The 13,688-nt window shown below is 55.5% G+C and carries 11 protein-coding genes; 8 read left to right on the top strand and 3 right to left on the bottom strand.

What is annotated here, in order from left to right:
* Positions 1-19: 19 nt before the first annotated feature.
* Together CAUR_RS08160 and CAUR_RS08165 are read right to left on the bottom strand one after the other, a co-directional pair.
* A complete protein-coding gene (locus CAUR_RS08160) occupies positions 20-256 on the bottom strand; it encodes a ferredoxin (protein ID WP_012257426.1) in 237 nt (78 codons plus the stop codon).
* An 81-nt stretch (positions 257-337) separates the two neighbouring features.
* Positions 338-2,101 carry an Rqc2 family fibronectin-binding protein gene (locus CAUR_RS08165; protein WP_012257427.1) on the bottom strand — a complete coding sequence of 588 codons (1,764 nt, stop codon included), beginning with the start codon at positions 2,099-2,101 and terminating at the stop codon, positions 338-340.
* A gap of 60 nt (positions 2,102-2,161) precedes the next feature.
* On the opposite strand from CAUR_RS08165, the gene CAUR_RS08170 reads away from it, so the two are divergent.
* The 6 genes from CAUR_RS08170 (at position 2,162) to CAUR_RS08195 (ending at position 9,205) form a co-directional block, all read left to right on the top strand.
* Positions 2,162-2,791 carry a guanylate kinase gene (locus CAUR_RS08170; RefSeq protein WP_012257428.1) on the top strand — a complete coding sequence of 210 codons (630 nt, stop codon included), beginning with the start codon at positions 2,162-2,164 and terminating at the stop codon, positions 2,789-2,791.
* A gap of 24 nt (positions 2,792-2,815) precedes the next feature.
* A complete protein-coding gene (locus CAUR_RS08175) occupies positions 2,816-3,367 on the top strand; it encodes a GatB/YqeY domain-containing protein (protein ID WP_012257429.1) in 552 nt (183 codons plus the stop codon).
* A gap of 22 nt (positions 3,368-3,389) precedes the next feature.
* Positions 3,390-5,567, top strand: coding sequence for an HD family phosphohydrolase (locus CAUR_RS08180; protein ID WP_015909087.1), 2,178 nt, complete (start codon positions 3,390-3,392; stop codon positions 5,565-5,567).
* 15 nt (positions 5,568-5,582) lie between these two features.
* Positions 5,583-6,215 (top strand): glucosaminidase domain-containing protein, encoded by a 633-nt coding sequence (locus tag CAUR_RS08185; RefSeq protein ID WP_012257431.1) that lies wholly within the window; start codon positions 5,583-5,585, stop codon positions 6,213-6,215.
* 261 nt (positions 6,216-6,476) lie between these two features.
* A complete protein-coding gene (locus tag CAUR_RS08190) occupies positions 6,477-8,003 on the top strand; it encodes a PAS domain S-box protein (protein ID WP_012257432.1) in 1,527 nt (508 codons plus the stop codon).
* Between the two features lie 8 nt (positions 8,004-8,011).
* Positions 8,012-9,205 (top strand): M20 metallopeptidase family protein, encoded by a 1,194-nt coding sequence (locus CAUR_RS08195; RefSeq protein ID WP_242605103.1) that lies wholly within the window; start codon positions 8,012-8,014, stop codon positions 9,203-9,205.
* A 48-nt stretch (positions 9,206-9,253) separates the two neighbouring features.
* Here the strand turns inward: CAUR_RS08195 and CAUR_RS08200 are convergent, their stop codons facing one another.
* The gene (locus tag CAUR_RS08200) at positions 9,254-10,180 is read right to left on the bottom strand and encodes an MBL fold metallo-hydrolase (RefSeq protein ID WP_012257434.1); all 927 of its coding nucleotides are present in this window, start codon (positions 10,178-10,180) and stop codon (positions 9,254-9,256) included.
* 995 nt (positions 10,181-11,175) lie between these two features.
* On the opposite strand from CAUR_RS08200, the gene CAUR_RS08205 reads away from it, so the two are divergent.
* Together CAUR_RS08205 and CAUR_RS08210 are read left to right on the top strand one after the other, a co-directional pair.
* A complete protein-coding gene (locus CAUR_RS08205; protein ID WP_012257435.1) occupies positions 11,176-12,141 on the top strand; it encodes an intradiol ring-cleavage dioxygenase in 966 nt (321 codons plus the stop codon).
* A 386-nt stretch (positions 12,142-12,527) separates the two neighbouring features.
* Positions 12,528-13,328 (top strand): CAP domain-containing protein, encoded by an 801-nt coding sequence (locus tag CAUR_RS08210; RefSeq protein ID WP_012257436.1) that lies wholly within the window; start codon positions 12,528-12,530, stop codon positions 13,326-13,328.
* Positions 13,329-13,688: the final 360 nt, after the last annotated feature.

Below are 13,688 nucleotides of genomic sequence, written 5' to 3' on the forward strand. Positions count from 1 at the left end.
TAGCGTGTCCGCTTTGAGACTACCCCTCGAAGAACTTGCGATTCTTCTCAATATAGCTCTTCCACTGCTCCGGCACCGAATCATCGGCGAAAATCGCCTCGACCGGGCACTCTGGCTCGCAGGCACCACAGTCAATGCACTCGTCGGGATTGATGTAGTACTGATCATCACCCTCGTAGATGCAATCAACCGGGCAGACGGCAACGCACGATGCATCCTTGGTTCCGATACACGGCTCAGCGATAATGTACGGCACTGATGTCTCCTTCCTGTATCTGTGTCAGCGGTTACACAATGGTTGTTTGGTTTCAGACTACTACAGGAAGGAGGTGTCTGTCTACCACTTTTGTACCACTTCGCCACAACGTTGTGGACGCACGCGCAATGTACGTTCGGGATGGTAGCTGACCAGACCAATCGGCCCACCGGGGATTTTACGGACTGCCCGTCGGCGACAGAGATCGACTTCTACCGCCGTATCATCACGCGCCTGACTGTAATACGCTGCCAGAGCGGCTGCTTCATAGATAGTTTGTTCAGGCGGATGATCGGCCCGAATAATCACGTGAGCACCGTGAATATTGCGGGCGTGCAACCACCAGTCGGTTGGGCGAGCAATCCGAAAGGTGACTTCTTCATTCTGGCGTGCGGTACGCCCAACGTAGATCGGTAGGCCATCACTTGAACGGATCAGGAGTGGACGCGACCGCACGGGTGGGCGACGGGTGGCTGAGGAACGCAGATAGCCGGCCTCTTCAGCCTCGGCGGCAATCTGATCGATCTGGTTTGAGTCATCGGCTACCGCTGCCAGGGCAATGAACTGGTCGATACCGGCCAGGCGTTGTTCAATCTCAGCGAGGCGTTCGGGCAAGATAGCACGTGCGCTCTTGGCTTTCTCATACGCCCTGAATCGCTCTTGGGCCTGTTCGACCGGCGAGCGTTTGGGGTCAAGCGCAATCCGTTCCCCCTCTACCACCAGCTCAGTAGCCTGGGGTGGCAACTGGTGAAGAAAGGCAAAGATCATCTCACCCTCCCAGCGCAGGCGATCAAGTTCGGCGGTACGCGCCAGCTCGGCAGCGATTTGATCACGTTGCCGTTCGATATGCTCACGGCTGGCACGCAAACGGTTCAGCAAATCGGCCCGACGCTGATCACGGCCCAGGGGCTGCTGACGGGCAGTGTAAAAGGCTTCCAGCGCCGCACTCATCCCTGGCATGACAGTGATAGTCGCACCATCGCCGGCGAGATGCGATGGATAATACGGCGCAAAAGCCACAGGACCCTGCTCGTTCCTAACCAGATGGGGGGCGGGTGGTTCGGCGAATATCTCACGCAACCGGGCAGCAATGGTGTATGCCGGTAATGCCAGCCCGGCTTGGGGGATGGAGCCACAGGCTCGCGTCAACACCTCACGGGCGATCTGGGGTGACACACCACGATAGGCGTTGACTAACGCTTTTACCGGTTCACCCTTGCCCAGCAGGTGCTCGATCTCGGCTGCACTTGCCCGGAGAGGGTCACGTTTATCTGGTGGTGGAGGCAATTCGTACACCCGGCGGGGCAAGACAACCCGACTGCTCATACGGGGAGAAACCCGCTTGATCGCGTCGAGAATAATGTTATTATCATCAACTAAGATGATGTTGCTGCGCCGATCTTGCGGCTCAACGATGAGATCGCAATGCAACAGATGATCGGCATCAGCCGTCAGATCGTCATCATTGTCATCGTCAGCGATCAGCTCATCGGGATCAAAGGTCTGTTTGCGTGACTCCGTTGGTTTCGTTATACTGAGCACAACAACTCGCTCGTAGGGAGGTTGTTCGATATTAACAATCCGCCCACCGAGCACATATTTTCGCAGCAACAGCAAAAAGGGCGTTTCGCCGTCAACGCCGCGGGTTGGGCGCTGACTGATCAGGTGAATACGGGCCATTTGCGCATCGGCGGAGGCGAGCAGGTAGTGGCGCCGACCCTGTCGATACACTTCCAGTCCAATCGCCAGCGGCCCAACCAGGACAACGCGCTGGATGCGACCATCGAGCACCGTTGCGCGCAATTCTTCCACGACGGCAGTCAAAGTCAGGGCATCAAAGTACATATAACCACAAGTAATACGAGAACCGACACCTTTGGCAGGATACCACAATCGGGTACAGGCATGGAACCATTTCTCAATCCGATTTTACAGGGCAAACCACCACAGCCACTGCTCGTCGTCATTTCAGGGCCATCGGGTGTGGGCAAAGACTCGGTCTTGATGCGCATGCGCGAGCTAGGCTTTCCGTTTCACTTTGTCGTCACGGCGAACAGTCGACCGCAGCGACCGGGCGAGATTGACGGTGTTGACTACCATTTTGTCACGACCGAGCGTTTTCGCGAGATGATCGAGAACGATGAACTGCTGGAGTGGGCCGAGGTCTACGGCCAGTATAAAGGGATTCCCAAATTCGAGATTCGGCAGGCAATGGCCAGTGGTCGCGATGTTATTCTACGAATTAACGTTGATGGTGCAGCAACAATTAAGCGGTTGGCTCCCGAAGCCGTCTTTATTTTTCTGGCGCCGGCTTCGCTCGACGAGCTACGCCACCGGCTCTTGCTCCGCCGAACCGAGTCGCCGGCGGAAGTGGAACGGCGGTTAGCCATGGTTGCCGATGAATTGGCCCAGTTACCCAATTTCGATTACGTCGTTATCAATCACGCCGACCGACTTGACGAAGCGGTTGGTCAGATCCGTGCCATTATTAGCGCTGAAAAGGCGCGCGTGTACCCGCGTCGAATTTCCCTCTAGCTTTTTGAACCGGGGAGTACTACAATGAGTATTCAAGAGCGCTTAACGAATGATTTGAAAGAGGCAATGCGTGCCGGCGACAAGGTTCGCGTAAATGCGATCCGGGCAGCGCGTGCAGCCCTACAAGCTGCACAGCTCGATGCCGCCAAGCAGCGGTTCGATGCGGCTGTGGCCGAGATTGAAGCCCGTCACGCTGGTGATCCGGCAGCCATTGAAGCGGCCAAGGCTAATCTCGCCATAGACAGTCATGCGGCCCTCAGTGATGCCGAGCAGGAAGCAGTCATTGCCCGCGAGATCAAGCGTCGGCGTGATGCCGCCGAGATTTATCACAAGGCTGGCCGTAGCGATCTGGCCGCTGCTGAAGAGGCGGAAATTGCCATTCTGAGTGAATATCTACCCAAAATGCTCAGCCCTGAGGAATTACGGCCACTGGTAGCAGCGGTGATTGCCGAATTGGGAGTAAGTGGCCCAGCAGCAATGGGCAAAGTGATGCCTGTTCTGCTCGAACGCTTCAAAGGTCAGGCCGAAAACCGTACAATCAGCCAGGTTGCGCGAGAACTCCTGAGTTCGGCGTAACCCACCCATGTACGAGACGCCTATGAAAGCCATTTCACACCACCGGCTATCACGCTGGTTTGTTCGTCCACAGTGGTTATGGCTGTCGCGCAACCAGTTACGACAACTGCTGGCGGCACTTTTGTTGTGGACTGGCATCTGGTTCGTATTGACCTTTCGGTTGCCTGGTGCCGATGGCTTGCAGGTGGGTCAACCCAGCCCGCTGAGCATCACGGCACCAGAAGAGGTAACCTTCACCAGCGACGTGCTGACGGCAGAACGCCGTACTCAGGCGGCAAATAATCCTGACAACCTGGTTTATTTTAATGACCCGAAGATACCGATTGACCAACGACGCAATCTGTTCACCTTGCTGGAAACCATTGGCCGTCTGCGTAACGATCCGACGCTAGATGAAGCCGGTCGGCTGCGAGCGTTGAGTAATCTGCCCAGTGCCGATGTACAACTCAACACCGACCAGGCACGCCTGATCCTTGCCCTCGATGATGAAGAATGGTCGTTGCTACGCACAACCATTCTAAACCTTTATGATCGGGCAATTGAACGGTACGATTACGCAATCGATGAGCGAGCACTCAGCCAACTGCGCGATCGCTGGTTGAGTTTCTGGCTGGCAACAACCTCGCTCGATACCGCGCAACGGGAACTCGCGCAACAGATCACCTCGGCCTTTCTGCGCGTCAATCGGACATTAGACAATACAGCTACCGAAGAACGGCGGGCGAAGGCGATGGCCCAGGTCGAACCGGTTGAAGTAAAGGTGCTGGCCGGCGAGATGATTATCCGCGCAGGCGAGATCGTAACGCCGGCCCACATTGAGAAATTACAGGCAACCGGAGCAATGCCGCGCCCGCTGGGTTGGTCTGAACTGCTTGGGTACGGCTTACTGGCGGCGATCCTGACCGCAGGTATCAGTGGCTATCTCCACGTATTCCAGCCTAAACTGATGACCCATCCACGCGCACTTACCACCTTAATGTTCAGTATTGTAGTGACGCTGCTCCTGGCACGTCTCACCTTGCTGGTCTACAATGAACGACCCATCTTCTTCCCGCTGGCAGTGCTGGCAGTCGTTACTACGATTGTATTTACAGGTCAGATCGGCTTTGCCGTTAGCCTGCTGGCAGCGGTAGTGATTAGCGTGATGGAAGGGAATGATCTGACGCTGGCCGCAACCCTGTTTGCCAGTTGCACCAGTGCGATCCTGCTGACACGTCAGGCTGATCGGCTCCGTTCGTTTTTAATCGCCGGTTTCGGAGTTACGGCGACAATTACGATCCTGGAGACAACCTTCTGGCTAAGCCAGCAGGCCATCTTTACCCTTTCGGGCTTCAGTGGCTGGATCGCAACCACAGTGTTATCGGCACTTGCCAATGGTGGATTGACAACCATTCTCACCTTTGGCCTCTTTAATGTGGTTGGCCGACTGGCCGGTCAGGTAACGGCATTGCAGTTGATGGAACTGGCCCATCCATCACAACCACTCTTACGTAAACTGATTCGGGAAGCTCCGGGCACCTATTACCATAGCGTTGCGGTGGGTAATCTGGCCGAGGCCGCTGCCGAAGCTATCGGCGCCGATGCGCTCTTACTGCGGGTTGCGGCGTATTACCACGACATCGGCAAAACGATACGACCGGCATTTTTTACCGATAATCAAATGGGGCGTGAGAACGTCCATGATGATCTCGATCCGTACATCAGTGCCCAAATCATCATCGACCATGTACGTGAGGGGATCAAAATGGCGCGAGCTGCCCATCTTCCAGAGCAGATTATCGACTTTATCGCTACCCATCATGGAACCGGCCTGGTGCGCCATTTCTACCAACTCGCCTTACAACGTTACGACCACGTTGATGAGCGTGATTTTCGTTATCCCGGCCCACGTCCCCAAACCCGCGAACAGGCTATCCTGATGCTGGCCGACTCGGTTGAAGCGACGGTACGGGCCAAAGCCCAACACGGCAAACTCATCGCAAAGCGCAATGGCGACACGAGTGAACGAACAACGCCTGGCGCGGTAACGCTCGATGAGCTGGTGCAATCCATCATCGATGCGCGCGTTCGTGAAGGCGAACTCAACGATGCTCCGCTGACGATGCGCGAACTAGGGCAGATTAAAACCGTCTTTGTGAATAATCTCCAATCCATCTACCATCCCAGAGTGGATTATGCGCCATCGCTCGTGCGAACCTGAAGGAGTAGAGTTGTGATGTACACTGCCGACAGCCCAATTCTTGGCCCGCAAACCGCGGCAATGGATCAGATGAGCCGTTATATCCTCAGTCGTCCACACGGTGAGTATACCGAAAAGGATATTGCCGATGTGATTATTCCGGCGTATCTCCGGGTCTGTATCCCGGTCGGGGTTGATCCGGTGCTGGCAGTGGCCCAGATGATCCATGAGACCGGCAACCTTACCAGTTTCTGGAGCCAGCGCCCCCAACGGAATCCGGCGGGAATTGGGGTAACCGGGCAGTGGCAACTTCATCAGCCGACCGATCTGCGCGGGTGGGCGTATAATACCCAACGTCAGCGTTGGGAAGCCGGGGTAAGTTTTGCGACCTGGGCGGATGATGCGATTCCGGCCCATATTGGTCGTCTACTGGCTTATGCTCTGCCTGAAGGAAGTGAAACCCCACCGCAGCGGGAACTCATTGCCAAAGCGCTCAGCTACCGGCCATTCCCACGGGCGTTTCGCGGGAGCGCCCAAACCATCAAACAACTGGGTCGCGCCCACAATCCACTTGGTGCCCAGGGGGCCGGTTGGGCCAGTCCTGGCCATACCTACGGTGAGGCGATTGCGCGCCTGGCCAATCAAATTCTGGCTGTACCGCTGGAATGAAACCGAGAGGTATGCTGCGTTCTGGTATGGTTCGAGAAAACGCGAAAGTTCTTTGGTGCGGAAGCACTGCAACCCATTGATGTATACAATTACCTGCGAAGATATACCACATGCATCGTCAATCCATCACCCGTTCAAGCCATAGGAGGAAGACTGGTATCATTAGAGCAGCTATTTGACTTGTCACTAAAGCCCGGCAATATGTTATACTACGGCCAGCACCTGCATACAATTCCACTACGGTGACAGGAACTCGTTCCTATGAACAACACATTCGTCGCAATTGCCGATGCACTACGAGCACATCTTCCGTCGCTTCCCCCAGCCGAACGTCCATTGCTCGTCGCATTAGCCGATGCGTTGAGTACCGGTGATCCCTCGCACCTGTTGACTCTGCTGCGTAACGGCGGATCGATCAGTGCCGGTTTCAACCGCCTTGATGCAGTCCGTCGCCAGGCAACCGGCTTACTGGCCGATAACCCGGCAGCAGCGGGGCCAATTGCCGACATTGTGGCCGAGGCGCAACGAGTGTTAATCGCGGAAGAAGAGACGATGCTGCGACGCGAGCATATGCTCAATCAGCGCCTTGAACAGAGTTTTCTGACCTCACCGCTGGCAACGCTCGAAGCTAATGAGTACGGTATCATTACCCGCTGGAATTCGGCTGCCGAACGTATTTTTGGCTGGAGTGCAGCCGAAGCGGTTGGCAAAAATGCTATTGAACTGCTGGTCCCGAACATTGCCCGCGAACACGTCGAAGCGATTGTCCAGGCTCTCCTGAGTGGTCAGGCAAAGAATAGCCGCAATGAAAACATCACGAAAGATGGCCGCATTATCATTTGTCAGTGGTACAACGCGGTTTTGTACCATCCTGATGGAAGAGTTGCCGGCTGGTTGTCGCAGACCGAAGATATTACCGAACAGATTCGTGCCGAAGAAGCCCTGCGCGAGAATCAACGCCGCCTCGATAGGTTAATGCGTAATTTGCCCGGCATTGCATATCGATCCCGCAAGGATGGGCGCTGGACGGCTGAGTTTATGAGTGAAGGGGCGCTTGAGGTTACTGGTTATCCGGCCAGCGATTTTATGCCGGACGGTGATCAACCGCTGCGCCGTTATTTTGGTGATCTCATCCTGCCTGAAGACCGCGAGGCAGTGAAGGAGAGTGTGCAGACGGCAATTGCTCAGCAGCGCCAGTTTGAGATTACGTACCGGATCCGTCACGCTGATGGCAGCATTCGTTGGGTGTGGGAACGCGGAACAGGTGTGTTTAATGAGACGGGTCAGTTGGAAGCTATCGAAGGCTTCATTACTGATGTCACTGCTGAACGGCAGGCTGCTGAAGAGCGCCAGGCGTTAAACGAGCGTATTATTGCTGCGCAAGAAGCCGCCCTCCGCGAATTAAGCACGCCAATTGTCCCGATCAGTCGAGGGGTGATTGCGATGCCGCTCATCGGCAGTATCGATAGCACTCGCGCCCAACAGGTGATCGAATCCTTGCTGGAAGGCGTGAATACAAGTGGGGCCCACATTGTGATCCTCGATGTAACCGGTGTACCGGTGGTTGATACACAGGTTGCCAACACGCTGTTACGTTCGGCTCAGGCTGTACGTCTGCTCGGTGCCGAAGTTCTCTTAACCGGCATCCGGCCAGAAGTTGCCCAAACCATTGTCGGATTGGGGCTTGATATGAGCCACATTCGCACGCTGGCAACGTTGCAAGATGGCATTACATATGCACTTGGCCGGCAATCCCTCGGCCAGACCATAGTCCACCGCATAAGATAAAGGAGTCGATGATGATGCTCGAACGTGCCCAGGCGTTGGCGGATGAAATTATTCGCATCCGCCGTGACATTCATGCCCATCCCGAACTCGGCTTTCAGGAACATCGTACCGCTGCGCTCGTTGCCGATACGCTCCACGAAATTGGCGGAATTAAGGTTACTACCGGCGTCGCCAAAACCGGTGTAGTCGGTGAGTTGGGTGATGGTGATGGTCCGGTTATTGCCATCCGCGCCGATATGGATGCGCTCCCGATACAGGAAGAGAACCAGGTTGAATATGCTTCAACGAATCCAGGCGTCATGCATGCCTGTGGCCACGATGCCCATACCGCCATGCTGCTCGGTGCTGCCCACCTGTTGCGTGAGCGCTTTGCGGCTGAACAGTTGCGTGGCCGGGTGCGCTTCCTGTTCCAGCCGTCTGAAGAGGGTTGGGATGATGAGGTAAAGAGTGGTGGTTTGCGGATGGTTGAAGAGGGTGCATTGGATGGGGTTGATGCCGTTATTGCCCTGCACGTCGACTCAACCCTGCCCGTTGGTCAGGTGACCATCCGCGGCGGTTGGACCTCGGCTGCCGTTGATGATTTTAAGGGCTATATCCGCGGTACCGGCGGCCACGGTGCATACCCACATCTCGGCACCGATCCGGTGTTTATGCTTTCACACGTTCTGAATGCGCTGTTTGGTATTCGCGCCCGCCTGATCAACCCGATGGAACCGGCTATTCTCAGCGTTGGCACCGTGCGGGGTGGCCATGCTTCCAACGTTATTCCGAGCGAGATCTTCGTGCAGGGAACCCTGCGTAGCTTCAGCGAAGAAGTACGCGCTAAACTGGCCCGCGAAGTTGAACGCGCCTTCGCAGTGGCGGAAGCATTTGGCGGGAGCGCTGAAGTCAAGATCACCCGCGGCTATCCCGCTGGTTGGAACGACGAGCGTGTAGCCGAGTGGATGAGCAATGTTGCCGGTGATTTTCTTGGCGCTGATGCGATTGATCGTTCGCGCACCGGGATGGGAGCAGAAGATTTTGCCTACATGACGAAAAAGGCACCAGGTGCCATGCTGATGCTCGGTGCCGCGATCAATGACGGCATCGTGCGCGGGCACCATACCCCCATCTTCGACATTGATGAACGCGCACTCCCCATTGGCACCGCTATCCTGGCCGAGACCGCTCTCCGCTTTCTGCGCGGAGAAGTGAAACTGTAGTCGACTACTACCAGGGAGGGTAGAGAAACAACCTGCCCTCCCTGATCTTCACCCTGCCAGTCCCCCTAGCTTCTGCCAGTAACGAGCCAGACCACGCCAGCTCAATGTTAATGGGCCGGTCTGCTGAATAATTGCCAACTGTTCGGCTGGCGAGAGCGTAGCCGCTTCATTCGCCAATGCCGCTTCTAACACAGCCGTTCCAGTCTGTTCATCATGGCCGGCAATCAGACTTTGGCGGACAATCTCGGCCCATTGCTGCAAGCGCAGCCGGGCATCGGCCAGATGAAAGGCGACATCGTCATAGGCACCAAAGTGGGTCAGACACAACCACTGCGGACGCAATTGCTCAATCAAATCGTGAGTGCGCGACCACGCTTCCAGATCGATATCAGGCGGCGGTGTCGCCGGCCTGGTCATCCGCACTCCCGGTAGGCGGACACCGGTATTATCACCCACAAAGGCAGTACCATTCGCCTCGTCAAACCAGATCAGGTGATGTTTCGCGTGCCCAGGAGCATCAAATGCGCGCAGCGGATGACCTCTGAGGTATAACGTCTCACCACCGGTGTAGGTACGAATCCGTTCGTGAGCCACCGGACGCACATCACCCCACAAAGTTGCCATGCGATCAGCGTAAAGCTGGGCTGCGCTATTGAGCAACCGTGAAGGATCGATCAAATGTGGCGCACCGCGCTCGTGAACATGAATCGTCAGATGCGGATTCTCTGCGGCAAGCAGACCAGTTGCGCCGGCATGATCGAGATGGATATGCGTTAACACAATCGCTCGCAGATCGGCGACCGTCAACCCGTGCGCACGTAATCCGGTACGCAGGGCTGCCAGCGTACTGGCCGGCCCCGGATCAACCAGCGCCGGTTCGTCACCCAACAGCAAGAATGTACCGATCACATGAGGCCGACCAAGATGGTGAACATCAATTAAGGCAACGTTATGTGGTGTCGGATAGATTTCCATAAGGTTGTAGATAAACCTCAACGACAATTTTGCGATATAAGTATCTGCATTGTAACATAATGTCAGTTCGGGTTGAGTCGACACGGGGTGAAGTCCGGCCATTGACGTTCCTTCACGGTAGCGATTGCACGGCTGTGGCGTCACATATCGCCGATTGCAGATCTGTCAAGCGACTCGATACCGCTTCACCATGACCATCCGGCACGACTCGAACGACCGGTGTGAACATTAGCGCGCCTGTGGTATGCAGGTGTCGCAACCATTCCAGGGAGCACTCACTGCTGCCGGATAGAATCTCCTCAACGTGCAGTTCAGGGGCGGATGAAAAGTTCTACTTCATCAGGAAGCTCTGAATCAAACCTCTAACCTCTCCTCTCCCGTGCCGCGAGGGGTCAATGGCGAGGGCGGTCAGGTTGTCCGCAAGACGCTCTCAAACGCTGTCCGCCATTGAATCACGGGCAGGAGTATCTGTGCCACAGGTCTGGCGTACAGTACCACTACTTCCGATCCACCACACACCCCAGAGACGCACAGTTGTTACGCCAGTGCAGCATCTGGAGACTGCAAACGATAGCGGTTATCGACAGATCGCGGCGAACAACGCATGGGCTGCTGCTATCTGCGTTCAACTCACACTTACCGACCATCGTGCGTTGCAGGCTTGCCCAGAAACGCCTTATCAGGATGGCATGGAGATTGGCGGTTGTACCTCTCACCCAATACCGGAGCGCGTTGGGGGCAAAAGCGTGGCTTCCGCACTGCAAGTGATGCAACCCAGGCACTACAACAGGAAAAAAGCCTATTTAGTAGCGCGTTCTCTGGATGCAAGCTACGCCTGTAGAGGCCTGGCACCAGGGTATGGGTTATACTCAACCGCCGGGGAGAAATACATCACGACAATTCTTCATCAAATCTACTCAAATTCTCATCAAGTTCTGCACAATACCGTGCTACAACTCTCTCGAAGAATAGTATTCGCAGACGTGAGGTACCCAATGGAACAAGAACACCGCGATCTTTTCGACCTTGGCCTTCAGGCCGATCTGACCATGCTGCAACAGTCACCGCTGACTCGACGCCGTCTCTTAAAGTTGGGGTTGGTCGGGATTACCAGCTTTCTGGCCGGTTGTACACCCTTCGCCGGTCAGTCATCTACGCCAACAGGTGGGCCAACGTCCACCTCTGTGGCAGGTTCGGGTAGTGTATCCAGCCCGACAGCGCTACCAGCCAGTCCCACAGCACTACCGGCCAGTCCAACGGTAGCCGCCACTGTTAGCACGCCTACCACGGCAGTCACTCCAACCTCAGCTCCGGTTGCCGAATGTGTTTCACCGATTCCAACCGAGACTGCGGGCCCCTTCCCTGGGGATGGCTCGCAGGGGGCAAGTCTCAATGTGCTTGCCCGATCCGGTGTGGTACGCCAGGACATTCGGACGAGCCTCGGCACCGGTAACCTTGCCGCCGGCATTCCGCTCCGTCTGGAATTGAAGCTGGTGCGGGCCGGTGGCGATTGTGCGCCACTCGCCGGTTATGCGTTGTACGCCTGGCATTGTGATGCGCAGGGACGCTATTCAATGTACAGCAGTGGGGTGGAAGGCGAGGATTATCTGCGCGGGGTGCAGGCTGCTGATGCGAACGGGATTGTTGTCTTCCAAACCATCTTCCCCGGATGCTATTCTGGACGCTGGCCGCACGTCCACTTTGAAATCTATCCTTCGCTGGATCAGGCCACCAGTGCACGCAATGTGGTGCACACCTCACAACTGGCTCTCCCGGAAGATATTTGCCGGCAAGTCTACGCTGATCCGCAATACGGTAACAGTTTGAATAATCTTGGTCGTATTTCGCTGGAGCGCGACGGCATCTTTCGCGATGGCTGGCAGACCCAGATGGCAACAGTGACCGGATCGCTGAACGATGGCCTGGTAGCCCGGCTAACAATTGGTGTGCCGGGGGTGTAGAGATAACGGACGAAAGAGTAAAGGACTACACCTCACTCATCATTAGCCAGACACCTTAACTCTCGCGTAATCGGTCGGGAAGTGCAGTGCGGAAGCCCGACTTCCGCACGCGACCCGGCTGGGCATGGGTGATTGTTTGTGTCATCACGCAATGTGATCGGTCATAGCCTGACAGGAAATCGCTGTTTCCAAATACAAAACAGCGTTATCCCAACTGTCATATCTTGATGAAAAAATTGCCATCCTATCGCCCCTACTGCTCTGCTATCATATACTACAGGTTGTACGCAAACAGCTCAGGAGATACGGCTCCCCATCCTGAGAAATCTCCCCCCAGAGTGCGGATCTCCGACAGCCATACCACACATTGATGAGGTGATCAACATATGCTGATCCGCTCTTGGCGCCTGCTATGCGGCACGATCTGTCTCGGCCTCTTGATCATCGCCACCTTGCCCCGCCTGCCTGCACCTCCACTCCTTGCCCAATCCGACCCGATGCAACAGGTGATCGAGCTGACCAACCAGATACGGATGGCCAACGGTCTATCGCCACTCAAGCGGAACGATAACCTGCAACAGGCAGCGGTGTTCATCGTCGAAGACAACGCCAGTCGCAACCTCCTCTCACACACCGATGTCCAGGGACGAAGTATGGGTCAGCGCTTTATCGCCTTTGGCTACAACTACTCCATAGCGGCTGAAAACCTGGCGGCAGGGTATGGTTCCCCGGACGCTGTAATCAATGGCTGGATGAACAGCGATGGTCATCGGGCAAATATTCTGCGGAACGGCCTGTGCGAGATGGGTGCCGGTTACACCTACCGCAGTGGGACAACCTACGGCCATTTCTGGTCGCAGACCTTCGGCTGCCGCTGGAATACCTATCCGGTGGTGATCAACGGCGAAGCGGCGACCACCACCTCATCAACGGTGCAACTGTACATCTACGGGGCAGGATGGGCCGAACAGATGCGATTGAGCAATGATGGTGTGACCTGGACGGCGTGGCAGCCGTACAGCACCACCTACACCTGGACGTTAGCCAGCGGCAGCGGTGAACGCACCGTCTTCGTGCAGATCCGCCAGGGTGCGACAACCTACCAGGCGAGTGATACGATTGTGGTGCAGCAGGCCAGTAGCTCACCAACAGGGATACAAGTGCATATTCCACTGGTGGTACGATAAATCATCTGCGGAGCAGGATACGCAATCTATACGGCGATTAACCGGCCGTTGTTGGATTTGGTCGTATCCTGCTCTGTGTTATGAGAAGCTATTTCAAGCTATCAGATTTTGGGCAACCAGGTCTCATTTGCCCTACGCTTCCTGATACGTTGCCAGACAGGAAGCATTGCACTTGTTTATCAATCCAAACCATAAATCCATGTAAAACATTTGTTCTAAAAACCCTTAACACACCCACAAACCCATGTGGGATAATGTGGGATAGTGTGGGATAATGTGTGATAACTGGTGTCAACCGATTCTGCCGATCAGGTATAATCTGTTACGTGGTCATCAGTTTATCACGTATGAAATAAACTC

Source organism: Chloroflexus aurantiacus J-10-fl (genome assembly GCF_000018865.1).
Lineage (GTDB): Bacteria > Chloroflexota > Chloroflexia > Chloroflexales > Chloroflexaceae > Chloroflexus > Chloroflexus aurantiacus.